This is a genomic window from Vibrio sp. 2CM40D, from assembly GCF_023161825.1.
GTDB classification, from domain to species: Bacteria; Pseudomonadota; Gammaproteobacteria; order Enterobacterales; family Vibrionaceae; genus Vibrio; species Vibrio alginolyticus.
Genome location: NZ_JALNTL010000016.1, coordinates 30,051 through 54,465, shown reverse-complemented (window position 1 = coordinate 54,465; position 24,415 = coordinate 30,051). Strand labels below are relative to the sequence as shown.

At 45.2% G+C, this 24,415-nt stretch carries 24 protein-coding genes, 1 pseudogene and 1 riboswitch; of the genes and pseudogenes, 7 read left to right on the top strand and 18 right to left on the bottom strand.

The window, feature by feature from the left end:
* The first annotated feature begins 512 nt into the window (after positions 1-512).
* Positions 513-968 carry an RNA-binding protein gene (locus tag MTF70_RS22785; protein WP_017636066.1) on the top strand — a complete coding sequence of 152 codons (456 nt, stop codon included), beginning with the start codon at positions 513-515 and terminating at the stop codon, positions 966-968.
* On the opposite strand, the gene murI is transcribed toward MTF70_RS22785, so the two are convergent.
* The 4 genes and pseudogenes from murI to btuB form a co-directional block, all read right to left on the bottom strand.
* On the bottom strand, positions 931-1,734 hold the full coding sequence (murI, locus tag MTF70_RS22780) for a glutamate racemase (protein ID WP_005389694.1): 804 nt from the start codon (positions 1,732-1,734) through the stop codon (positions 931-933). The genes MTF70_RS22785 and murI overlap by 38 nt on opposite strands.
* Before the next feature lie 31 nt (positions 1,735-1,765).
* Positions 1,766-2,458 carry an ATPase gene (locus MTF70_RS22775; protein WP_042523947.1) on the bottom strand — a complete coding sequence of 231 codons (693 nt, stop codon included), beginning with the start codon at positions 2,456-2,458 and terminating at the stop codon, positions 1,766-1,768.
* 63 nt (positions 2,459-2,521) lie between these two features.
* Positions 2,522-2,701 (bottom strand): annotated as a pseudogene (locus tag MTF70_RS22770) (transposase); the annotation flags it as partial.
* A gap of 173 nt (positions 2,702-2,874) precedes the next feature.
* Complete coding sequence (gene btuB / locus MTF70_RS22765) at positions 2,875-4,710, bottom strand: TonB-dependent vitamin B12 receptor (RefSeq protein ID WP_054866550.1); 1,836 nt, start codon at positions 4,708-4,710, stop codon at positions 2,875-2,877.
* 55 nt (positions 4,711-4,765) lie between these two features.
* Positions 4,766-4,966: riboswitch (cobalamin riboswitch) on the bottom strand.
* Between the two features lie 184 nt (positions 4,967-5,150).
* Between btuB and trmA the strand changes: the two genes are divergently transcribed.
* Positions 5,151-6,260 carry a tRNA (uridine(54)-C5)-methyltransferase TrmA gene (trmA, locus tag MTF70_RS22760; RefSeq protein ID WP_047104456.1) on the top strand — a complete coding sequence of 370 codons (1,110 nt, stop codon included), beginning with the start codon at positions 5,151-5,153 and terminating at the stop codon, positions 6,258-6,260.
* A 64-nt stretch (positions 6,261-6,324) separates the two neighbouring features.
* Here trmA and MTF70_RS22755 read toward each other — a convergent pair whose 3' ends face one another.
* Together MTF70_RS22755 and fabR are read right to left on the bottom strand one after the other, a co-directional pair.
* Positions 6,325-6,690, bottom strand: a complete 366-nt coding sequence (locus MTF70_RS22755; protein ID WP_005378634.1) for a YijD family membrane protein — start codon at positions 6,688-6,690, stop codon at positions 6,325-6,327.
* Complete coding sequence (gene fabR, locus MTF70_RS22750; RefSeq protein ID WP_005378632.1) at positions 6,690-7,331, bottom strand: HTH-type transcriptional repressor FabR; 642 nt, start codon at positions 7,329-7,331, stop codon at positions 6,690-6,692. The genes MTF70_RS22755 and fabR overlap by 1 nt, the downstream gene beginning before the upstream one ends.
* Positions 7,332-7,594: 263 nt before the next feature.
* Between fabR and sthA the strand changes: the two genes are divergently transcribed.
* A complete protein-coding gene (sthA, locus tag MTF70_RS22745; RefSeq protein ID WP_005389689.1) occupies positions 7,595-9,025 on the top strand; it encodes a Si-specific NAD(P)(+) transhydrogenase in 1,431 nt (476 codons plus the stop codon).
* 57 nt (positions 9,026-9,082) lie between these two features.
* On the opposite strand, the gene dinF is transcribed toward sthA, so the two are convergent.
* The 3 genes from dinF to lexA all read right to left on the bottom strand — a co-directional run bounded on the left by dinF (position 9,083) and on the right by lexA (position 12,097).
* Positions 9,083-10,432, bottom strand: a complete 1,350-nt coding sequence (gene dinF, locus MTF70_RS22740) for an MATE family efflux transporter DinF (RefSeq protein ID WP_205461607.1) — start codon at positions 10,430-10,432, stop codon at positions 9,083-9,085.
* A 55-nt stretch (positions 10,433-10,487) separates the two neighbouring features.
* Entirely contained in the window at positions 10,488-11,282 is a 795-nt protein-coding gene (locus MTF70_RS22735) for a class I SAM-dependent methyltransferase (RefSeq protein ID WP_025768172.1), read from the bottom strand.
* A 194-nt stretch (positions 11,283-11,476) separates the two neighbouring features.
* Positions 11,477-12,097 carry a transcriptional repressor LexA gene (gene lexA / locus MTF70_RS22730; RefSeq protein WP_005378682.1) on the bottom strand — a complete coding sequence of 207 codons (621 nt, stop codon included), beginning with the start codon at positions 12,095-12,097 and terminating at the stop codon, positions 11,477-11,479.
* Between the two features lie 368 nt (positions 12,098-12,465).
* Between lexA and plsB the strand changes: the two genes are divergently transcribed.
* A complete protein-coding gene (gene plsB, locus MTF70_RS22725; RefSeq protein WP_025768170.1) occupies positions 12,466-14,892 on the top strand; it encodes a glycerol-3-phosphate 1-O-acyltransferase PlsB in 2,427 nt (808 codons plus the stop codon).
* Positions 14,893-14,956: 64 nt separating this feature from the next.
* Here plsB and ubiA read toward each other — a convergent pair whose 3' ends face one another.
* Positions 14,957-15,811, bottom strand: coding sequence for a 4-hydroxybenzoate octaprenyltransferase (gene ubiA / locus MTF70_RS22720; protein ID WP_025768169.1), 855 nt, complete (start codon positions 15,809-15,811; stop codon positions 14,957-14,959).
* Entirely contained in the window at positions 15,812-16,351 is a 540-nt protein-coding gene (locus tag MTF70_RS22715) for a chorismate lyase (RefSeq protein ID WP_005378686.1), read from the bottom strand. It lies immediately after the preceding gene.
* Between the two features lie 161 nt (positions 16,352-16,512).
* Here MTF70_RS22715 and MTF70_RS22710 point away from each other — a divergent pair, with 161 nt between their 5' ends.
* Positions 16,513-16,923, top strand: coding sequence for a flagellar basal body-associated protein FliL (locus tag MTF70_RS22710; protein ID WP_005378687.1), 411 nt, complete (start codon positions 16,513-16,515; stop codon positions 16,921-16,923).
* A 62-nt stretch (positions 16,924-16,985) separates the two neighbouring features.
* On the opposite strand, the gene glpG is transcribed toward MTF70_RS22710, so the two are convergent.
* The 6 genes from glpG to ftsY form a co-directional block, all read right to left on the bottom strand.
* On the bottom strand, positions 16,986-17,828 hold the full coding sequence (gene glpG, locus MTF70_RS22705) for a rhomboid family intramembrane serine protease GlpG (protein WP_025768168.1): 843 nt from the start codon (positions 17,826-17,828) through the stop codon (positions 16,986-16,988).
* Positions 17,828-18,148 (bottom strand): thiosulfate sulfurtransferase GlpE, encoded by a 321-nt coding sequence (gene glpE, locus MTF70_RS22700; RefSeq protein ID WP_005378691.1) that lies wholly within the window; start codon positions 18,146-18,148, stop codon positions 17,828-17,830. Before glpE ends, glpG begins: the two co-directional genes overlap by 1 nt.
* A gap of 493 nt (positions 18,149-18,641) precedes the next feature.
* Positions 18,642-19,499 (bottom strand): RNA polymerase sigma factor RpoH, encoded by an 858-nt coding sequence (gene rpoH / locus MTF70_RS22695; protein ID WP_005378693.1) that lies wholly within the window; start codon positions 19,497-19,499, stop codon positions 18,642-18,644.
* 176 nt (positions 19,500-19,675) lie between these two features.
* Positions 19,676-20,644, bottom strand: coding sequence for a permease-like cell division protein FtsX (gene ftsX, locus MTF70_RS22690; protein ID WP_025768167.1), 969 nt, complete (start codon positions 20,642-20,644; stop codon positions 19,676-19,678).
* On the bottom strand, positions 20,634-21,308 hold the full coding sequence (gene ftsE / locus MTF70_RS22685) for a cell division ATP-binding protein FtsE (RefSeq protein WP_005378697.1): 675 nt from the start codon (positions 21,306-21,308) through the stop codon (positions 20,634-20,636). The genes ftsX and ftsE overlap by 11 nt, the downstream gene beginning before the upstream one ends.
* Positions 21,309-21,330: 22 nt before the next feature.
* Positions 21,331-22,551: a signal recognition particle-docking protein FtsY gene (ftsY, locus tag MTF70_RS22680; RefSeq protein ID WP_064368850.1), complete on the bottom strand. Its 1,221-nt coding sequence runs from the start codon at positions 22,549-22,551 to the stop codon at positions 21,331-21,333.
* Positions 22,552-22,781: 230 nt separating this feature from the next.
* Here ftsY and rsmD point away from each other — a divergent pair, with 230 nt between their 5' ends.
* Together rsmD and MTF70_RS22670 are read left to right on the top strand one after the other, a co-directional pair.
* A complete protein-coding gene (gene rsmD / locus MTF70_RS22675) occupies positions 22,782-23,381 on the top strand; it encodes a 16S rRNA (guanine(966)-N(2))-methyltransferase RsmD (RefSeq protein WP_005378702.1) in 600 nt (199 codons plus the stop codon).
* 25 nt (positions 23,382-23,406) lie between these two features.
* Entirely contained in the window at positions 23,407-23,673 is a 267-nt protein-coding gene (locus tag MTF70_RS22670; protein WP_005378704.1) for a DUF1145 domain-containing protein, read from the top strand.
* Between the two features lie 57 nt (positions 23,674-23,730).
* Here MTF70_RS22670 and MTF70_RS22665 read toward each other — a convergent pair whose 3' ends face one another.
* Entirely contained in the window at positions 23,731-24,315 is a 585-nt protein-coding gene (locus MTF70_RS22665; protein WP_005389671.1) for a YhgN family NAAT transporter, read from the bottom strand.
* Positions 24,316-24,415 lie beyond the last annotated feature (100 nt).

The window sequence follows — 24,415 nt, the reverse complement described above, 5'->3', positions numbered from 1 at the left end:
GTAATGTTTGAATTGACTGTGCTGAATCTTTCGATTCAATGGTCACTTCGTTTCATTGAAACCTAATTTGATACCGAGGTATCTAATTGGATTATCATCAACGAGTGCCCACACAGATTGATAGGTTCTTATTTTTAAAGAGCTTTTCTAACATTTTCAGCAACTTAGTTGCTCGTCGTTAGGGGTGCGTATCTTACTTCACACCGTGAGAGAGTCAAGCATTTTTTCAAATTCTTTTTTCTCTCTTCCCGACTCGCTGTGTGACTTTCGTCTCACTCCGTGTCGGTGGATGCGCAGTATAGGGAGTTGAGAAATTAGTACAAGTGTTTTTTGCAAATAAAAAACCAACCGGTCACAAATTAGCCAAAAGTGCGATATTTGCATATTTCTTCGTCACATTTGAGACATATCACAGCAATTGGTTGGAAAAACACCAACCATATACGTAAGATTCATGTGTCTATTCTGTTAATGGGCAATCGATCTCTTTATCACTATGTGTAGTAATTAAAATGACGTCTAAAAAAAATCTGATTTTATGTGTTGGGCTGGCCATCGTTGGGGGAATCATCTTCTCTCAATTCATCATCCCACCAGCCTTGAGCTTCCTCATTGGTGTTATCGCTACTGCTTTTCTTTTTTCATTTTCTAGCAAAACACCTGTTCTTCAATCTTCGGATCCTGATCCTTCAACTAAAACGCTGTATGTCGGCAACCTTCCTTATAAGGCCAATGAGAGTCATGTTCGCGATTTGTTTGCTGAATATGGACAGGTCTATGCGGTACGCTTAATGAAAGATAAGCGTACTGGAAAAAGAAGAGGGTTTGGTTTTGTAGTGATGGCTGCGGCAGATGCCAAGCCAGCTATCGCTAAACTTAATGAAAAGGAATATATGGAGAGAACGCTAAAAGTGAGAATTGCGAACGATCCTAAACATCCGGATGGTGGTAAACCTGAACAGGATTAAAACCTAGCTTCTTTAAACAAATGTTCAGTGCATCTTCCTGCCAAGGAGTTGCACTGGCATAAATCGACTTACTTCCCTCTTCTGTATCCTCAATTTCATCACTTAATAGCAATGCTTTTACTCGACGTGCAATCGCTGCGCCTGAATCAATTAAAGTAACGTCCCCACCCAAAGCTTGATGAATCTCCTCTTTGATTAAAGGGAAGTGAGTACAACCGAGCACCGCAACATCGACTTTATCGCGAAGGGGAAGCAGGATATTTGTCAGTTCGTCGAGAGAAACGCTGTTGCCTCGCAACTTCTCTTCGGCCATATCTACCAAGCGAGTTGATCCCACCAGCTCAACTGGTTTGCCTTGCGCAAAGTCCCGTATTAACTCGTGAGTATATTGGCGTGTTACTGTCGCCGGAGTGGCGATCAGCCCTACCCCTTTTGATGCTAAAAGCGATGCGGGTTTAATCGCAGGGACAACACCAACAACGGGAATCGATAAATTTTCGCGTAAGGAAGGAAGCACTATGGTGCTCGCCGTGTTGCAAGCAATGACGACAATGTCGACTTGGTGTTCTTCGACTAATGAAGAGACCAGTTGGTTAACTCGTGAAATGAGTACAGCCTGATCGAGTTCACCATAAGGGTAAGCCTGATTATCGAATAAGTATAAGTAGTCTAGCTGGGGCAATAGGCGATGTATCTCTTGGAATACAGAAAGGCCACCAACACCGGAGTCAAAAACTAGGACTTTTTTCTTACTTGCTACTCGCACGAGCCTTACCTAAAGAACAGAAACGTTGCGATCATACTGCGTAGATTTGTTTTGGCAATGCTTTAGCATGGTATCTTTGATGGCTGAATCTATCTCCAGATTCTACATCTCGCTTCGTCAGCTCGATATGCCCTTGAAAAGACGGCGAAGACGTGACCAATGTGTGAAATTCACCATTTTCCCCACAGGGATCAATTTGACTTGGTAATGACCCTATTAGGGCTTTGTCATACCAGCGACCACACCATTCTGGAGGGAGAACACTTCCGTCTATGGTGATCAACATAGCTTGAATACCACGCTCTATGATTTCCATCGCTAGTTTGTCGCTGCTCTCCCCTAATAGCGGAAAGACGCACTCCCAGCCAGCAGGTTCAATATAGCAGCGTCGGTACTCGGCAATGCCATTGCAAAACATATCGCCAAATGCGACAGCTTCTATATTCAGACCACTACTTTGTAATCCATTAACGATGGTCGATTGATAAATGTCGTTACTCGGAAAGACTTCAGGCAGTTCGATAGTAATGAGCGGAAGCGCAAGTAAGTCTGCTTGCATTTGTACAACCTCAAGCGGAGTTGCTTGGAAAGGAACTTCTTTCCCTACGTAAGTCGTGTACAAACCGACAACTTGATAATTTGGATTCTCGTTAAGGCGCTCAAGCGTTAATGTCGAATCTTTACCGCTGGACCAACTGATCACCACTCGCTTGGGTTTCTTCATTCGATTTTCCACCACAAAATGTAAATTACCACCTTCTAAAGAAGGTGGCTTTGTATGAGCCCCCTAAAAGGGGGCCTTTGTTTCGTCCAGCGCCAATTGCTGCTGCTCTACTCGCTCTTGCTTCTCTTGATGTCTTACATATCGGCGTATTATTTCTTCATTGATTCCAACACTATCGACAAAATAGCCTCTTTGCCAAAAGTGATTACCCCAAAGCCTGTTCTTCCTAAGGTGAGGAAACTTGATTGTATCTACTCATGTTATTTGTCCTCTTCGAATTCTGGAAAAATCAAAGATGCATTTAGCATGAGTAGATTTACAGGCAAAGCCGAAGCGGATGATAACCACCTACTGAAGTAGGTGGTTTAGGGCTGAAAATTAAAAACCGCCCGAAGGCGGTTTGTGCTCATTCACGATTAGAATTCGTAGCCAACGTTGATATAGTACGCTCGCTCTGCAGCAGGGTAACCTTTTGCCATCTCATACTCTTCATCAAGTAGATTATCGATACGAGCACTAATAGAGGTCGACTCATTCGGATAGTAAGTCACTGCCGTATCAACCAACGAGTAAGAAGAAAGCGTAATATCTTGTGAAGGCCAAGTGCTGTAATCCACATCTGGACGCTTACCGACGTACTGATAGCTAACCGACCAATCCACTTTATCGAAGCTCACTAAAGCATTCCACTTATACATTTCTTTAGCGCGGCGCTGCAACTGATGCCCTTTATCGTCTTCAGCATCTTTGTAATCTGCACTCAATTGGTGCTGCACAATCCCTGTATCAAACTCAGCAACAAGCTCCACACCTTGGATATGTGTTTCACCATCGACATTCAAATATTTGTATGTGGTTGGATGGTAATCGATAAGATTCGTGATTTTATAGTCATAACCCGTTACGGACCAAAAAACGCCTTGGACATCACCGCTGAATGCTAACTCCCAAGCATCTGACTCTTCCGGCTTCAGATCTTTCTCACCGTATGTTGGGTCATACTGTTGATATAGGTTTGGAGCCTTAAACGCAGTACCAAAAGCGGCTTTAACCCCAAACTCTGGTACAAACTGGTAACCAGCCGCTAAACTGTAAGTGAACTCACTACCGTATTCTTCATTATCATCAAGGCGAGCACTGCCCTCGAGCATTGCTTTATCAATACTAGTGGTTGCCATACCAAACAGAGCGCCATTGGTACGATCAAACGTTTTATTCGCACTCTTGTCTTTATAAGATTCGTTGCGCCAATCAATACCACCAGCAAACGTCGTATTGTTGTTTAGCAAGTAACTGTTGGTCCACTGGACATTTTGCTGCTCAAGTTCATCTTCAGTACCTGAGTGTTTGCCTTTTGCTTGCTCATAGTTCCAAGACTTCTGTTTCTGTGCTGTTACTTGTAGTTCTGACATCACATTATCAGACTGATACTTACCGCCCAGAGTGACAGAAAGATCGTCTTTTTCTGCTTCGTAGTAACCGCGACTGCCGTAGCTGCTGTCATATTGATAAACATTTTCGTAAGCACGTAGGTTACCAAATGCAGACCACTGGTCATTGAAGTTATGCACGTAACCTAGCAGACCATTCTTTGTATCAAAGCCATGGCGATCACCGTCATTAACTCCCGGTACAGGACGAACGTTATAACCATCATCACTTTCACTACCAAGCGCGATATTTAGCTGGCCGCTCTCTGTGACTTTAATACCAGATGCCACACTCAATTCTTGATAATCTAAACTACCTAAACCCGCACTTAACTTCGTTCCTTCTTCGTCAGCACGCGCAATGGTGATGATATTGATCACGCCACCAATCGCTTCTGAGCCATAAAGTGACGCACGCGCACCACGCACGTACTCAATACGTTGAACGTAAGTAAGTGGGATTTGGTTAAAGTCCACAGCGCCCTTCGATGCTCGCGCAAAACGTACGCCATCAACCAGTACTAAAACTTGGTCGGAACTGGTTCCACGAACAAATAAAGACGCTAACTGACCACGACCACCATTTTGTGAAACTTGAATCCCCGTAAGGCGACGCAATACATCTGGTAGGGTTTTCGCTTGAATGCGATCGATGTCTTGTCGAGTAACTACTTCGACATCTGCCAACGTACGGCTTTCGGCTTGCTCAAAACGGTTTGCAGTAACAACGATGGTTTCGTCAGTGGAGGTTTCTTGGGCCTGTAGATAAGAGACAGGTGAAAGCAGCGATGCCAAAGTTATCGCCAGTGCGGATTTTCTCATTGTATTGTCCTAAATCGCGTAATTCCTTCCGAGCCCTGTCATCATGACAGTCCAGTGCTGTGGCTCAGTTGTTGGCAGGTATTCGGACTCAAGAGCACGGGTGTACCGCCTACTTGCTCGACTTCCCACATAAACTAATGCAGTGTCTGATGAGCGTTCGTTCTCTTTTACCGCTGCGCGTCAGTTCTGGATTCACACCAGATTCCCATTTCAGCCATCTAGATTGCTAGATAGCACCAACTTGAGGCAAATATTATTCAGCTATTGATTATTTGTCCAGCCAATATTGCCCTTAGAAGTTGTAACGTTTTGATTGATTTTGCTTTCTACTCTGCCTGTACGCACTATCTTTAAATCAATTCCAGTACAAAACTGGACATCCTATTGAGATTGAATAAAATCTGCGCTCTTAAATTGAATGCACCATAAAAGGTAAGATCATGGCTACTCTTGATGTAAACCCACAACGCTACCAAGAACAACTGGCTGAAAAAGTCGAACGTCTCACGGATATGTTCGCGCCATACAACATGCCAGAACTGGAAGTGTTTGAATCACCAGAGCAGCACTACCGCATGCGTGCTGAGTTCCGTGTTTGGCATGAAGGCGAAGATCTTTACTACATCATGTTCAACCAAGAAACTCGTGAGAAGTACCGTGTTGACCAATTCCCTGCAGCAAGCCGTCTGATCAACGACCTGATGCCGCTATTGGTTGAAGCGATGAAAGACAACGACTCACTACGTCGTAAACTGTTCCAAGTGGATTTCCTATCGACGCTAAGTGGTGAGATTCTGGTTTCACTCCTTTACCATCGCCAACTTGATGAAGAGTGGATTGAAAACGCGAAAGCCCTTAAACAGCGTTTGAATGATGAAGGCTTTAACCTAAACATCATTGGTCGCGCTCGTAAGATGAAGATTGTCCTAGACCGAGACTACGTTATCGAGAAACTCGATGTAAATGGTCAAAGCTACATCTACCAACAAGTAGAGAACAGCTTCACTCAGCCGAACGGCAAAGTCGCAGAGAAGATGCTGGAATGGGCGGTCGACTGTACCCAAGAAAGCACTGGCGACCTACTAGAGCTTTACTGTGGTAACGGTAACTTCTCGCTGGCGTTGGCACAGAATTTCGACCGCGTACTGGCAACTGAGCTAGCGAAGCCATCGGTTGTATCTGCACAGTACAACATCGCCGCCAATAAGATTGATAACGTACAAATCTTACGTCTATCAGCCGAGGAATTTACTCAAGCGATCGAAGGTAAGCGTGAATTCCGTCGTCTACAAGATGCAGGTGTAGATCTGAAGAGCTACAACTGCAATACGATTTTTGTCGACCCACCACGTGCTGGGATGGATGTCGATACTTGTAAAATGGTGCAAGGTTACGAGCGCATCATGTACATCTCTTGTAACCCTGAAACTCTAAAAGAGAACTTGGACATTCTATGCGAAACACACAACGTGACGCGTTTTGCTCTGTTTGACCAATTCCCTTATACCCACCATATGGAAGCGGGCGTGCTATTGGAACGCAAAATGTAACCCACGGCGTCAAATAAAAAAAAAGCGAGCTCAATGGCTCGCTTTTTTTATTTGATTCGTTTGCTTATTCCGCAGAAGTCTTCTTACTGACAAAACCTAACTTCTTACCAATCCATGCGAGTAAGATCATTGAAACCATGATCGCAAAGAAGTTTGAGCCTGCTTCTGGGTATTGCGCTTTAATAAACGCAGAGTGACCAAACGCACCTACGAAGAAGCACGCCAAGCCAACTAATGGGATATCTTCTGATACCGGATTATTTAGGTACTCTTGGTAAAGAGCTTGTACAGCCAGTACGAGTGCAATCAATGGGAAGATTGAAAAAGACACTTCACTCATGGTCAACCATGACAACAAAGCATCACCACACATACCTGCAACCAGTGCCAAAATCAGCGTTTTCTTTTCAGATTTATTTCCATTCGACATTATTCTATCCCGCCTTTTAATCGGTTACGTTCACGTTCTTTGCGATACCAATAGGCCCCTTTGGCTATCATTCGCAATTGCATGATCAATCGCTCGGCGAGTTCATCGCGCTCACGTCGATCTAAATCTAAAGCTTCAGCCCCCGAACTGAAAACCAAAGTCACAGACGCTTCTGCTTGAGTATACGCCTCTTCTCTGGTCACGCCGGTGCTCATTAAATACTCGGTTAATTCTGCCGCAAAATGCTGGATTTCTCGAGCAACAGCGGTACGAAATTCAGCAGAAGTGCCGGAGCGCTCACGCAACAACAAACGAAAAACGTTCGGACTACTTTCAATGAATTCCATAAAGGTTTCGACCGAGGTACGAATTACGCTACCTTCTTTCACAATACGTTGACGCGCCTGACGCATCAGTTGACGTAGTAGCAAACCGCCTTCATCGACCATGGTTAAGCCTAGCTCATCCATATCTTTGAAGTGACGGTAAAAAGAAGTCGGTGCAATCCCTGCCTCTCGGGCGACTTCTCGCAAGCTAAGGCTGGAAAAGCTGCGATCCGCACTTAACTGACTAAATGCCGCATCGATCAATGATCGACGTGTCTTCTCTTTTTGCTGTGCGCGGATTCCCATCGATTTCATTCTTAACTTGCTCTTTTTCTGTAGGGTACAAGAGCCTCAATATAACGCAATTTGCTCCTACGGAGAAAGATATGTTGCTTCGCTCGCTCTGAGCGCCGAGAACGTTACTATTGGCATGCATCTAATTGCAATGTTCTCGATGCAATTTATAGACATACAACATACCAAATCACCCTTTTGGTCGATTCTGCGTGATCACTTCCACTCTCTAACAGGCATTACGTGTACCAATAGAGTAAATGAGTTAAAATCGCGCTAAAGCAATGTTAAGCAAATATAACAAGGAAGGCATCATGGCGCATGTTAATCACTATGACGTGATCGTAATCGGTAGTGGCCCTGGCGGAGAAGGGGCTGCAATGGGATTAACCAAAGCGGGACTGAATGTTGCCATTGTCGAGAAAGAAAGCAGTGTCGGCGGCGGTTGTACTCACTGGGGTACCATTCCATCAAAAGCACTGCGTCATGCCGTTAGCCGCATCATCGAATTTAATAGCAACCCGCTATTTTGTCGAAACAACACCAGCGTTCATGCAACATTTTCTGACATTTTAGGTCATGCTAAATCGGTCATTGATAAGCAAACTCGACTTCGTCAGGGCTTTTATGACCGTAACTCATGCACACTTTTGTTCGGAACCGCGCGATTTATCGATAACTACTCAATTGCAGTGATGCAAAGCGACGGTACAGAAGAAATCTATTCTGCGGATAAGTTTGTCATCGCGACGGGTTCTCGCCCGTATCAGCCTAACGACGTAGATTTCTTGCATGAGCGCATCTACGACAGTGATTCCATTTTGAGCCTGAAACACGACCCTCGCCATATCATCATTTACGGTGCGGGCGTTATCGGTTGTGAATACGCTTCTATCTTCCGCGGCCTTGGAGTGAAAACCGACCTTATCAATACCCGAGACCGCTTGTTGGAGTTTTTGGATAACGAAGTGTCAGATGCGCTGTCTTACCACTTCTGGAACAGCGGTGTAGTAATTCGTAATGATGAGACCTATGAAAAAATCGAAGGCACAGAAGATGGCGTGATTATTCACCTACAATCTGGCAAGAAGATGAAGGCAGACTGCTTGTTGTATGCGAATGGTCGAACAGGTAACACCGATAAGTTGAATTTGGGTGCAGTGGGTCTGGAAGCGGACTCTCGCGGACAACTAAAAGTAAACCGTAACTACCAAACCGATATCGAACACATTTACGCTGTAGGCGATGTCATCGGTTACCCTAGCCTTGCAAGCGCCGCTTATGACCAAGGGCGATTTGTCGCACAAGCCATTACGAAAGGTCAGGCAGAAAACTACCTGATTGATGATATTCCAACGGGTATCTACACCATCCCAGAGATTAGCTCTGTGGGTAAAACCGAGCAAGAGCTAACAGCTGCGAAAGTACCGTATGAAGTAGGACGCTCTTCGTTCAAGCATCTAGCTCGTGCACAGATCGCAGGGAAAGACATCGGCAGCTTGAAGATATTGTTCCATCGTGAAACCAAAGAAATTTTAGGGATTCACTGCTTTGGCGAACGTGCTGCGGAAATTATCCACATCGGTCAAGCCATTATGGAGCAAAAAGGCTCAGCGAATACCATCGAGTATTTCGTCAATACCACCTTCAACTATCCAACAATGGCCGAAGCGTATCGTGTCGCTGCGTTGAATGGTTTGAACCGCTTGTTCTAATCTATGCTTCTTGATAGCAGACAGAAAAACAGCAGGCTTGGACCTGCTGTTTTTATATCAACATTGTGTTAGGAAGGTATCCTTGTGCCATTGGTAGAGAAAGATAATCCCTAAACCAATACCCCGCATCAACATAAAGCTCATCATTGCAAACCACAGCGCGTGATTTTCCCACTCGGCGAATAAGTAAAAGACAACGAAGAAACTGCTGGTCGCGACAAACATACTATTGCGCATGTCTTTGCCTTTGGTTGCACCGACAAAAATGCCATCCAATAGAAAGCACCACATCGACGCAAGTGGCATCACCACCAGCCAAGGTAGATACACCGCTGCTTGCTGTTGTACCACCTCAATTGAAGTGATCATGGCGATCAACTGCGATCCCGCCAAACCAAAGAGCGCGGTCAGTCCTAAGCAAATAACCAAACTCCAAAAGAAAGTGCCGACAAGCGATGCACTCAATTGTTGCCTATCTTTGGCACCAATCGCCTTCCCGACCATGGCCTCGATTGCGTAAGCAAAGCCATCCATGCCATACGAGATAATCATCAGGAAGCTCATCAGAACCGCATTTGCAGCGACAACCTCATCACCAAAGCTCGCACCTTGGAACGTCATAAAGCTAAAAGCCGCTTGCAGACACAAAGAGCGCAAGAAAATATCGCGATTCAATTTCACGAAGCGCCCTAAACCGTGTTGAGTGCTGGTTAGCAACTTTTGAGGTGATGGTAATTGCCTCTCTCGCCAGGTTTTCCAAACACACATGAGACCAAAACCCATGCCTGAGTAGTCAGCAATCACCGATGCCAGCGCAGCGCCTTCTACTTTCCACCCCAAACCAATCACAAACAACAAATCGAGGGCGATATTAGTCACGTTGGTGATGATCACCATCCACATTGGTGCTTTGGAATTTTGCGTCCCGAGCAGCCACCCCAACAACACAAAGTTCATTAGCGCAGCGGGGGCACTCCACACACGGATAGAGAAATATTGCATGCCGTAGTGTTTTACCTCTGCGCTGGCGTCACTCCAGCCAAAGATCAAATCAGCAATCGGGTTATGGGCAATAAGGAAGACTAACGCAAACAGCAGCGCCATAAGTGAGCCTTGCACAAACACCAAGGCAAGTTGCTTTCGGTCTTCACCGCCATAGGACTGCGCCGCCAACCCAGTAGTCGACATACGCAAAAAACCAAGCAGCCAAAACGTCACGCTGATCATGGTGCTGCCCAACGCAACACCACCCAAATACCAAGCGTGGTCTAGATGACCAATCACCGCAGCATCGACCAAACCGAGCAATGGGACAGTAATATTCGACAGCACCATAGGTATCGCTAAAGCTAAGACTTGGCGATGAACTTTTGGGTTAGATAAAGGAGAGAAGATTGAATTTGTCACAGGCACCTCATCAGTAAGATCGACGAGTGTACCTGAGCGCTTAACGACTAGCCAATTACCACTTGATGTGAACGAGGACTGGCGTGAGGCGATGCTTCAACATTGGAATCTTATTAAGCCAACGCTGCCAAGCTTTCCAACGAGAACAGAATCTATCGAATGGCGAGAAAGCTTTCGCCCATTGTGCCCATGGTAACCATTGCAATATCTGTGCTGCAGGCGCTTCAAAGCCATGAGCATAACGATCAGATCCAAGCTTTTTCCCCCACTTGGTTTCCGTTAAATCTCCTGCCAGCACCATACACAGTTCAGCAGAAACAAAATGTCGACCTAAGGTTTGAATAAATTTCGCGACTTGACGCTCTGTGCAATCGAGCAGTGCCATTTCACATAAAATGAGTACCGGTGCTTGCTCTGGAATGGCTAACGTCTCTAGCCACGACATTTCATCCACACTGCCACAGCGATGTTCATAGCGTTCATTTTTGTGGAACAAGCGCTGACGCCATACCAAATTTTCCGTCACATCCAGCTCTATCCAATGGCAGCGTCCATTATCCAAACGATAAAAGCGGGTATCCAGCCCCGCTCCGACATTGATTATCCAGGCATCGGGATACTGCTGTAAGAAGTGGCTAACCTGCTGGTCACAAAGCTGAGTCAGCGTCACGTGCAGCAATTGCTTCTGCGCAATATCACCACTCAAACAATCCGGCGCCATCTTACAGCTCAAACACGCTTTAGCAGCTATCGGATCGTACACCAAGCCATTGTCGACCATGCTTTCACGGCTACGCAATAACAGTGGCTTCAATAGATGGTTAGGAACTTGATGTTTAGACTGAGACATGGGCATTTCCTGCGCCAGAGAGAAAACATAGACATTAATAAAGATGATAATGAATATCAATTACATTATCAAGCTTATAAATTGGTCAAAACAAACAAGGTCAAGATGATGAGCAAGCTTTTGGAGGAAGTAGAAAAAGAGAAAAGAAGAGAAAAGACAAAACAGCCCAGGTCAACTGGGCTGCTTAAATACACTTACATCCAATCGGTATTACGAATAATACCAACGGCTAAGCCTTCAATCGTAAGGTGCTGAGACGTTAAGTCCACTTGGATTGGGGCAAACTCTTCATTCTCAGCATGCAGTAATATGGTTGAGCCTTTGCGCTCCAAACGCTTCACAGTCACATCATCATCAACACGCGCAACGACAACTTGACCGTCTCTCACGTCTTGGGTTTTATGCACCGCGAGCAAATCGCCATCCATAATCCCGATGTCTTTCATACTCTCGCCATTTACACGAAGTAAGAAATCCGCTTGCGGTTTGAACATCGCAGGATCGACTTGGTAGTGCGCCTCTACGTGCTCTTGAGCCAGAATTGGCTCACCCGCTGCAACTTGACCAATCAATGGCAAACCCTGCTCATCATTGGCTGCGTCTTCAAGCAGGATACGAATCCCACGAGAAGCGCCTGGAATAATTTCAATTGCTTGCTTACGAGCAAGCGCTTTTAGGTGTTCCTCTGCGGCATTCGCAGAGCGGAAGCCAAGCTCACGCGCAATCTCTGCACGAGTTGGTGGCATTCCGGTGTCATCGATTTTACTTTTAATCAAATCGAAGACTTGTTGTTGGCGTGGCGTTAACGGCTTCATGTCTCACCTGTCTTTTTATACAGTTAACTGTGAGTATATCCAGTAAATGCTCAAATGAAAACCCAATTGGTTGTTTTTTAATTTATTTGTGGAGAGCTTTCAGCTTACCGATTAAGTTCATTCTTTATTCGTTTAAAACACCGACTTTTCAGTTAATCAAGTCAAAGCAATAACTTAGGGGTTCGACTAATTTACAGCCAATAAAATTAAAAGGTTTGACCAGTTTCTGGTATCCTTGCAGCGCTTAAATTTTATCGCCTAGGCTTATTTCTATTGCCGTACTCATCTCTTTTTATAGAGAAGACATGCAAAGCGGAAACTGAAATAAGGTTAGGCCTGTTTGAATACCTATTGAGGCTGTGAACTTTATGTCTTCTGGACAATCATTTTCACGTTCATTACTAAAACTACCTTTATCGGTACTGGTAAAGGGCACCACAATCCCGTCGAACCCGATTGAAGATCTGAACATCGACCTAACTAAACCGATTGTATATGCCCTGCCGTTCCGCTCGAACGTGGATTTGCTGACACTGCAAAAACAAGCCATGAGCCTTGGTCTACCCGACCCGCTCAGCCCGCTGGAAATCAATGGCAAAACGCTGAACCGTTTCGTCTTTATCGCTGCGCGTCCAACTGTGATGAACAACGATAATGATGTCCCAACCGATTCTGTTTCTCTGTTCACTGACTTACTGGAACTGCACAAGCTGGATAGTGAGTTGGATGTTCAAATGATCCCTGCAACCGTGCTTTGGGGTCGTAAGCCAGGTAAAGAAGAGAACCAAAAGCCTTACCTTCAACCGATGAATGGTCCGCAAAAAGCCAAAGCAGTAATGGCGGCGGGACGCGACTGCTTAGTTCGCTTTAGTCCCGTGGTATCTCTGCGTTATATGGCAGACTCTCACGGTACCGACAGCGCAATTGCGCACAAACTGGCTCGCGTGGCGCGTATCCACTTCTCACGCCAGAAACTGGCTGCTTCAGGCCCAAACCTGCCACAACGACAAGTGTTGTTTGCTCGTTTACTAAAATCTCCAGCTATTGAACTGGCGATTGCTGACGAAGCCAAGAGCAAAAACATCTCGATTGATAAGGCACGTAAAGAAGCCCACGACATCATGGATGAAATCGCTGCCGACTTCTCCTATAGTCTGGTGAAAAACGGCGACCGCATCCTGAGTTGGTTATGGACAAAACTATACCAAGGTTTGCACATCAATAACGCCTCGACTGTGCGTCGTTTAGCGCAAGACGGCCACGAAATTGTGTACGTTCCTTGTCACCGTAGTCACATGGACTACCTGCTTTTGTCTTATGTTTTATACCATGAAGGCATGGTACCTCCGCACATTGCGGCAGGCATTAACTTGGACTTCTTCCCGGCCGGTCCTCTTTTCCGTCGTGGTGGGGCGTTCTTTATTCGTCGTAGTTTTAAAGGCAACAAACTGTACTCAACCATTTTCCGTGAGTATCTAGCTGAGCTGTTTGCCAAAGGCTATTCAGTCGAGTACTTCAGTGAGGGTGGTCGTTCACGTACAGGTCGCTTACTGCAAGCGAAAACGGGTATGCTGGCTATGACCATCCAAGCAATGCTACGTGGTCTAAACCGCCCAGTAACACTAGTGCCGGTCTACATCGGTTACGAGCACGTAATGGAAGTGGGCACTTACGCGAAAGAGCTGCGTGGCAAACGCAAAGAGAAAGAAAACGCAGGGCTTGTACTGCGTACTCTGCGTAAACTGCGTAACTTTGGTTTGGGCTATGTGAACTTCGGTGAGCCAATTCAGCTCAACCAATACTTGAACGAGCATGCTCCTGAGTGGACGAAAGACATCGACAGCATGGGTGGTAACAAACCACAATGGATGAATCCTGTGGTCAACGACCTTGCTAATAAGATGATGACGCACATCAATGATGCGGCGGCAGCAAACGCGTTGACCTTGTGTGCAACCGCACTGCTTGCTTCTCGTCAACGTGCACTTTCTCGTGACTCGCTGATCAATCAGATCGAGTGTTACTTAAAGCTACTCAAAAATAATCCGTACTCAAGCACCTCCACTATCCCTACCGAAAGTGCTGAGGAGTTGGTTGATCATGCAATTTCGCTTGATAAGTTCGTGATTGAAACCGATAGCATGGGTGACATCATTTCGCTGGACCGTAGCCAATCGATCCTGATGACTTACTATCGCAACAACATCATTCACTTGTTCGCTCTGCCGTCATTAATTGCCCAAATGCTCATTCGTCAGCGCAACCTTTCGGTAGCCAAGATTCAAGCTAATGTCGCGCAAATCTACCCATTCTTGAAGAAAGAGCTGTTCTTAAGTTACCAAGAAGACGAGTTGGATGAATTGGTCGTTAAAACACTGCATGAATTTGCCGATCAGAAAATGATTAGTCTTGATGGTGATAAGCTGGAAATCAATCAATCGAACAACCAGCCTTTGGTTCTGCTAGGTCGTACGATAACTGAAACGCTGCAACGCTACTCTATCGCGATGAACTTGCTTGTTGCTTACCCTGAGCTAGGTAAATCGGACCTAGAGCAGAAGAGCCAAGATATTGCTCAGCGCCTAGGGCGTTTGCACGGTATTAATGCGCCAGAATTCTTCGATAAAGGTGTGTTTACCGCCATGTTCAATACGCTCAAACAGCAAAAATACCTCGATAACGATGGTAACTGTGACACGAAGAAAACGCAGCAATTTGCACGACTACTGTTCACTCTGCTTTATCCAGAAGTGAAACTGACGATCGAAGAGAGTATTCACCAACTTCGGTCGTAACCGTTTTACCTTCTTCCAATAAGAAAAAAGGCATCCAATCGGATGCCTTTTTCTATTTCTTCGCTTACCAAAATGCGACCAGTAACCCTATCGCTATCACCATGCCAACATAATTGTTGTTAAGGAAAGCCTTAAAGCACAACTCACGCTCACGGTGACGAATTAAGTGCTGCTGATAAACAAACAACGACGCTGCAATCAAAAGGGTCCAGTAGTAACTTTGTCCCAATTGGTAGAACAGCCCTAACCAAACCAACATCGCGAGTGTAATCAGTTGCAACACACCAATAATAAGCTTGTCATGACGACCAAACAGAATTGCCGTCGATTTAATGCCAATCTTTAGATCATCATCTCGGTCTACCATCGCATATTGAGTGTCGTACGCAATGGTCCACAAAGCGTTAATGAGGAACAAAAACCAAACAATCAATGGTAATTCCCCAGTTTGTGCAGCCCACGCCATTGGAATCGCCCAGCTAAAAGCCAAGCCTAAAAATAGCTGTGGAATATGAGTGTAACGCTTCATAAATGGATAGATGAACGCCAACACAATGCCAGCGAAGGATAGCTGAATCGTCAGCGGGTTCATGGTCAGCACTAACAAAAACGAGCTGATACCCAAAACCAAAAATAATCCAATCGCTTCTTTTGCTGTCACTTTCCCTGATGGCAGTGGACGTTGCTTAGTACGCTTTACATGGCCGTCGACTTTGCGATCTGCAAAATCATTAATCACGCACCCCGCACTACGCATTAGGAATACCCCCAATACAAACACGATGAATACATCCCAACTCGGCATCCCTTGGGCTGAGATAATTAGCGCCCAAATCGTTGGCCACATCAGTAACAGTGAACCAATCGGGCGATCCATGCGCATCAGTTGCCAATATGCTTTGGCTTTTTCTGCGGACATTTACACTGTCTCCTTAGCGTAAACTGGTGAATTAGATAAGAATAACTCGGCGACTAGCATCGGTTTGTGATTCATCCACAACCTTGAGCGTCGCGCTAACAAACGTCCTTCTGGTACGGCTACCCATCCCATTTGCAAAGAGTCCCGCTCAACGTTATCTGCGCTGAACACAGTTAGTCCTAATGGGATATCCCCTTGTTGAGCCAAATCATACTGCTGATCAACTAAGGTTGAGCGAGGAATCAATGTCCGCCCAATAACCCAGTTATTATTGTCACCGCACAAAATTACCTCTCTCAGTAAGCAATCTTGTTCGGACAATAACTGGCTTTCGTCCTGTTTTAATGTCGCTGCAGTGACGATCTGATTTTGTAGCAATTCTACCGTTAACGCTTGGCAGTGCTGTTTTAAACGACGTGACAAAGACCCTTGCTCTTCAAGCCAGTGCTTGGCAAATTCATTTGGAAATTCGAATTCTTCGGGGTTTTGCCACTCTACTTCCAATAAAGAAGCAAGATAGAGTGATGTTGGCTGATTCATACTAGTATTCAATTGGAGGCTTTATGCGTACAATAAAGCAACAACTTACCGTCCATAGTAATGTATGTAACCGTAAGTTCCGTTATTTGTTATAGACGGCCCATTGTATCAAGACTGAAGCGATTCGAATATCGCGATCCAGAGAAAGAAAAGTTAGAAATATGTACAAACGTTATATAGCCCAAATTATTTTTGCGTTAACCATACTATTCGCCGCACCAAGTTGGGCTGAAACGGAAGAAGCTGGACCTAAGTTGGCATACTTTACCCTAGAGCCTGACCTCACTACTAACTTTTACACCAAAGGCAAAAAGTTAGGTTATGTGCAAGTGCGCATCGACATCATGGTAATGAGTCAACAAGATTTATCAGTTGTTGAGCATCACCAACCTTTGATTCGCGATGCAGTGATTGAATTATTGGGTAAGCAAACAGAAGATACGATTAAGTCCCTGTCTGGCCGAGAAGATCTGCGCAAAACCTTAGTGACGACCCTCAACGAAACGCTTTTGCCTGAAACAGGTAAAACCATCATTGCCGATTTGTTGTTTACAAAATACCTTTATCAATAAACCCAAATCCGTTTTGAACATAAAAAAGACCGCTCTTGAGCGGTCTTTTCATTTCATCTGCTTTAGGCTTGCTGTTGGTATTTCATCTTGCCTGAATCAAACAGCGCAATCGCCATCCCCGACAGTAGCCCAACTAAGTGAGCGGTGTTTGCAATCGCCATAAATGGCTGCACAAAACCAAGAACTAACCATACCAACATAAAGACGATGATTGGCTTGGGTAGCGTAAGGCCTAAATGTGGCAAGCGGTAACCCAATATCCACAAATAACCAAGCAGTGCATAGACCACGCCAGACAAGCCGCCGAAGTTAGCCCCTTCAACATAGAACTGGCCTGCCCCTGAAAACGCTGCCGACACCACAAAGAGTTGCAATAGCTTACCGGAACCGAGACGACGTTCGATGTCGCCACCCAACTGCCACCACCATAGTAAGTTAAACACGATGTGAGTTACTGAAAAGTGCAGTAACGCATGACTTAGCCATCGCCACACTTGCCATTGTTGCCCCTCAAAAGCCGGGAAGTGCAACAACTTAAACACGCCATTGCCAAAGCCAAACATTTGTAACAAGTAGATGATGATACAGACTGTCATGATCAGCAAAGTCATGGGGCCAGCTTTCGCTTTGACCATGCTCATGATACTCGGGCTGGAATAATGAAATGTGCTCTTACGAGTATCGGCAACGTCCCACGAGGCGGCGCTGTATTTTGAATCAGACGGGTTAGCAAGGAACAGCTTAAGTTCGGCTTCCGCTTCTATTTCATGCTGGCTATCAGTCAGCCACAGCGCAAATTGCCCATCCCCTTCTGGCATCATTTCGATGTCAATTTGGCGAGAGGCCATATAATCAATAAAGGCTTGCGCCATACGTGGATTATTTAACGTTACCAATCTCTTCATTAACTTCTCACTATCGGTAGTTCTGCTCGATGCCAGGCTTCAAAGCCACCATCTACACTGTACACCTGTTCAAAGCCTTGGTTAACCAAATATTGCGCCGCACCTTGGCTACTAATACCGTGGTAACACATCACTAGAATAGGTTGTTCGAACTCCACTTCATCCATAAACGCAACGATCGTATCGTTAGTTAAATGATACGCGGACTCCGCATGCGCAACGGCAAACGATTGAGGGTCACGGATATCTACAAGCTTCGCATCACCCTGCTCGAGCAGCGCTTGCGCACCTTGTACATCGATATGCTTAAACTGATCCATTTACTTTCTCATTGTCTTATTAATATACCCAAGCAACCTCGAACCTAACGTACTAATCAGCGCCCGTGGTACAGCATAAAATCCATATTTGAAGCTGCTTGGGTATACTGCCGCTATTGTAACCTATCCAACGGAAAACTTAGACACATGGATAATCAGGGTTTTCAAAAGTGTACACATTCCAACCATTTGTGGATAAAGCTGTGAATTGCGTTGATAAAGTGTATTTGGATCTTTTGATCCACAATATGTAGTGATGATCCTGATCTAACTGTGTGTATATCTATAACTATCCCCAGATGGAAAAGTGCTTGAATCCCTTATTTTGTCCGGGTTTCGAACAGTTGATAAATAATTACTTCACAGAGTTATACACAGGTAGCACATAAAATCCAGATCGCAAACGCTATCGATTTTCGATCGACAATAAAAAAGCCGAGATCACATGATCTCGGCTTTCTATGAAAATCTTACTTTCAATTAGCAGTGGAAATTAAAATTCACCCACGGCCAATTTTAGTTTCTTCATTGCATTTTTTTCTAGCTGGCGAATACGCTCGGCAGAAACACCGAACTCATCAGCTAAGTCTTGCAATGTTGCTTTCTCATCATCTAACCAACGAGAACGCACGATGCGCTGACTACGCTCATCCAAACTCGCTAATGCATGACCCAAGCGATTGTTGGTGTGCATTTCCCAGTTGGCGGCTTCAATGTTGTCGGCCACATCAGACGATTTGTCTTCTAGGTATAGCATCGGCGCTGTGTAAGCGTTTGAACTGTCGTCTTCATCAGTTGGCATATCAAAGGTTGAATCCACCGCCGCTAAGCGTGATTCCATCTCGCGAACTTCAGAAGGCTCAACACCTAACTCGCGCGCAACGGTTTCCACTTCACCGTTGTTAAACCAACCCAAGCGCTTTTTCGACTTACGCAGGTTGAAGAACAATTTACGTTGCGCTTTAGTGGTCGCAATTTTCACGATACGCCAGTTACGTAGCACGTATTCGTGGATCTCTGCTTTGATCCAGTGGACAGCAAAAGAAACCAAGCGAACCCCTACTTCTGGGTTAAAACGCTTAACGGCTTTCATTAGACCGATGTTACCCTCTTGCACAAGATCCGCCATTGGCAAACCGTAGCCAGAGTAACCACGAGCAACGTGAACAACGAATCGTAGGTGCGAAAGAATTAGACCTTTTGCAGCCTCAATCTCACCTTTATAGTGTAATCGTTCTGCCAGCTCACGCTCTTCGTCTGCAGTCAGCATTGGGTAGCTGTTTACTGAGCGAATATAGCTATCAAGGCTATCTTGCGTGACTAGAGCCATCGGATACGCTTCTTTTGTCATTCAATTCCTCATCAATCTCTGATCTGGAGCATTACATTGCAATTTAGCTTCGATATCTTGAACTCAAAATGAACAAGTTTCAAGAAGGGGAAGCAATTATCCATAAACATTTGGTCTAAGCAAGGGTTCAAAATTAGCTAGTGCTAATGAAATCCAAGTAATAAGACCGCCATCACTTAAACTGGTTCAATTTCTTTTAAATGTCGTTGCGCAGAAAAACGCGCCGCAATACATCCCAAAAGACTCCCAATGATGATTAATAACAAAGATTCATCCCAATTTAGACCAATCAGGCGGAACTGGCTATCGTACAACGCAGCAAGGTCTTCCACCGCACTATTCATGACAATGGTCACTAAAGCCGTTACCAACCACGCAATAGTGGCACCTAACACGCCAAACCACATGCCTGTGTACAAGTAAGGGCGCAGAATGAAACTGTCCGTCGCACCGATCAGTTTCATGGTTTGAATCTCTTCTTTATTCGCCAACACATTAAATCGCAATGTATTGCCAACGATTAAAAATACCGCACCGAGCATCAGCACTGTCAGGGTAATGACAATAATACTCGCGAGAGTTTTGATGGCATCAAGACGCGCCAGCCAGTCTTCGTCAAGTCTCACGTCGGTCACATCTTGTTGCTCTCGAACGTCTTTGGCTAATGACTGAATATCACTTTTTAGCTCCGAATCTGGCGTAATCACCAACACACCAGGTAGCGCATAGCCACTTAAAAGGCTGATAGCTTGGTCGAACCCTGCATATTGGCTTAAATCAGATAGACCTTGTTGCGGTGAAATATATTCTACCTCTTTTACCAAAGGCCAAGTTTCAATTTGATCTTTGAGAACCATCACTCGTGCATCCGGCATGCCTTCAACTAAGTAAGCACTAACTTGTGAAGGAGAAGCGACATCTTCCGCTGCCCCCGCAACGTTTTTCCCCAATAGATACAAACAAGCTGGCATGGCAAGTGCCATGGAGATGACCGCTAGGGTCAGAATGTTGCCTAGTGGTCGTTGCCATAAGGCGCTAAAAGAGGATTTAGCTTGTTTTGCATGGACAGAGAAAAAACCATCGGTATTCGCACGCTTGGCACTGCGGCCTTTCCCCTTCTTTTGGGAGTGCTTGTTACCTGCCATAGTCTTCTACCTCACTTAGGAAGCCTTGGTTCAATTCAAAATGACGATACTGTGGGCGAGTGTTTACTAACCCCACATCGTGCGTGGCAAGTAGGATAGTCACGCCCGCACGGTTAAATTCTTCGAATAGACGCAACACACGGTTGGATAATTCTGGGTCAAGGTTACCCGTAGGCTCATCAGCCACCAGCAACGTTGGTCGATTAACCACAGCACGGGCAATACCGACGCGCTGTTGTTCACCACCAGAAAGTTGACTAGGTAGACAACGAGCTTTATCGAGTAAGCCCGTTTTATCTAACGCCGCAGAAACACGGCGTTTGATTTCGTTTTCAGAAATCGATTCGATACGCATTGGCAGAGCGACATTGTCGTACACACTGCGATCCATCAATAGGCGATGATCTTGAAAAACAATCCCAATATTGCGGCGCAAAAAAGGGATGTCTTTGCCTGGAATACGCGTGATGTCGTGGCCATTAAAATGGATTTTGCCATCGGTTGGTCGCTCTATCGCGCAGATCAATTTCAGCAAGGTACTTTTACCAGCCCCGGAATGTCCGCCTAAAAACGCCATTTCACCGCGCCTCAGGTGAAAATCGACTTTTTGCAGTGCTTGTCGACCACCTCGGTAAGCTTTGCTTACTTGCTGAAATTTGATCACCGTTGATTTCCTCTAACTCTTTTTATTCTTCACGACTAAACAGTGCGTCAATAAACTCTTGAGTTTCAAATGGACGCAAGTCTTCGATACCTTCACCCACACCAATGTAACGAATTGGAATACCGAACTGATCAGCAATAGCGAAAATTACGCCGCCCTTGGCTGTACCATCCAACTTAGTCAAAGTAATCCCGGTTAGAGGGGCAACATCACTGAAAAGTTTCGCTTGGCTAATGGCATTTTGTCCTGTACCTGCATCAAGCGTTAGCATGATCTCATGTGGTGCAGAGTCATCAATTTTCTTCATCACACGTACAATCTTACGCAGCTCTTCCATTAGGTTCGCTTTGTTCTGTAGACGACCTGCTGTATCAGCAATCACCACATCCACACCACGTGCTTTTGCCGCTTCAATCGCATCATAGATAACAGAGGCACTGTCTGCGCCAGTATGTTGAGCAATCACAGGAACATTATTACGTTCACCCCACACTTGTAGCTGCTCAACCGCTGCGGCACGGAAAGTATCTCCCGCTGCAAGCATCACTTTTTTGCCTTGAGTTTGGAACTGCTTCGCTAGCTTACCGATGGTCGTGGTTTTACCCACGCCATTTACACCCACCATCAAGATGACGTAAGGCGTTTTGTTGCTATCGATTTCTAGTGGCTGTTCGACTTTAGAAAGAATCTCAGCCATTTCTTCTTTCAACAAACCATAAAGGGCTTCGCCGTCTTTCAGATCGCCACGTGTGGCTTTTTCTGTCAGGTTGTTGATAATTTTTGTTGTGGTATTCATGCCCACATCAGCAATAAGCAGTTGCTCTTCTAGCTCTTCAAATAAGTCTTCATCGATTTTCTTACCGCTGAACAAACCGAAGAAGCCAGCACCAATATTTGCTTTTGTTCGGCTTAGGCTGCGTTTAAGACGAGCAAAAAAGCTTTCTGTTGGCTTTTCTTGTTCTTGAACACGAGGCGCGGCCGATACGACTTCTGGCTCTTCTGCTTCTGCTTCTGCTTCTGCTTCTGCTTCTGCTTCTGCTGGGGCAGCCTCTGATTGTTTCGCTTCTTCTTCAAGTTCTGGCGTTGCTTCCGCTTGCTCAGCAACCGCTTCGGTTTGCTGCTCTTCAGAAGGCGCTTCCACTGCTTCTTCTTTTACTGTTTCTTCAGTTTTTGGTTTTGGGCTTTGCTCTTCGTCACCAAAACCTAGCCACGAAAGTAATCCGCGCTTCTTTTTTTCCGTCATCTGGGGCTATCCTAGATTGTTCTTTTATCTATTAATGACTCTTTTTTGACAAGATTATTATCTGTCTAAAAAAGGCTAATGACAAAGTTCTGAAAACTTTCCGATTAGGTAATTCTAATCTTATTAGTGTTACACTCTGTCATCTTGAATATTCTGGGCTGTATCCAAGCTCCAAGCTCATTGCTTGGGCGATTAGATATAGTATCACTTTATTAGCGGTCAAAAAATCTATGGTAAGACGTCGCCAGCAAAACTCATCACAAAAAAAGCCAACAACGGGCTTTGTTCGCATTATTAGTGGCTTATGGAGAGGCAGAAAACTTCCTGTACACGATGCTGAAGGCTTACGCCCCACGACAGATCGCGTCAAAGAAACGCTGTTTAACTGGTTAGCTCAAGATGTACCACAGGCAAAATGTCTCGACTTGTTTGCTGGCTCTGGCGGCTTGGGATTTGAGTCAGCTTCGCGCCAAGCAGAGCAAGTGACCATGGTTGAGCTAAACCCACAAGCTTTCCAACAGTTACAAAAGAATGTTGCCTCTCTTAACGCGAACAACATCCAAGTGGTAAATACCGACGCACTGAGTTTTTTGAAGCAACCGGGTTCTGCTCACCATGTGGTGTTTATTGACCCACCGTTTCGCAAAGGTCTATTGGATGAGACCGTGGCTCTGCTAGAACAAAATGGCTGGCTCGCGGAAGATGCGATGATTTATATTGAAACAGAAAAAGAACTCAATATTGCCGACTTACCAGAAAACTGGCAATTACATCGAGAAAAAACAGCAGGCCAAGTGAGCTATCGTCTGTACGAACGTACCTCCGCATAACGCCTCGATTTAAAAGGATACTTAAATGAAAGCACTAATTATGCTGGCCAAAGCGGCTATCGCCTTTGTTTGGTTAGTATTAATCCTAAATATTTTTATGCCCTTTCCCGGCAATGCCGCGATTGCGCTATACATCATGACCGCTTTTTTGTTCATCATGCACGGTTTACAAATGGCCATCTTCATTGGTGCATTTGGCGACAAAATAAAAATGAGCAGTTGGGAAAAATATTCAATCCTGATTTTTGGTATTTTTGCCCTACTCGATATTCGTCGTAAACACATGATGTAATCGCTCAGATACGAAAAAGCCGCTCTTGTGAGCGGCTTTTTTTCTGCATTTCGTTCGTCACCCAATGTAACTTTTTACACCATCCAAGAACATTTGAGTGGAGATCATCACCAGTAACAAGCCCATTAAGCGTTCTACCGCCTTCAAGCCACGTTCACCCAACAAGCGATTAAAGAAGCCATAAAACATCAGTATAAAAAATGTTGCGCCCCACGCAATTACGACTGATGCTGACATTTCCAACATTTTCTCTGGATGTTGCGAAGACAGTAAAAGCAAGGCTGCAATCACTGAAGGGCCCGCGATCATAGGAATGGCCATCGGAACAATAAAGGGCTCCTCGCCTGCTGCCAGTCCAGTGATGCTGCCAGCACTCGGGAAAATCATCTTAATCGCAATAATGAAGAGAATAATGCCACCTGAAATGCTGAGCGTTTCTGGCTGGACATGCAAAAAACTTAAGATGCTTTGTCCTGCAAACAGAAACAACATCAAAATCAGTAAGGCAAACAGTAGTTCACGAATCAATACCTTACGACGACGCTTGGGATCGATATGTTTGAGAATAGACAACACAATCGGCAAGTTACCGAGAGGGTCCATGATTAGAAACAGCATGGTCGCTGCAGAAAGAATGTCCATATTCTGGCCTCACCTAAAAAATGGCGGCCAGTGTATAGCAAACTGACAACATGAGTATATGACTGAGGGCGAAAACACCATATTCACCCTCGATCTTAGC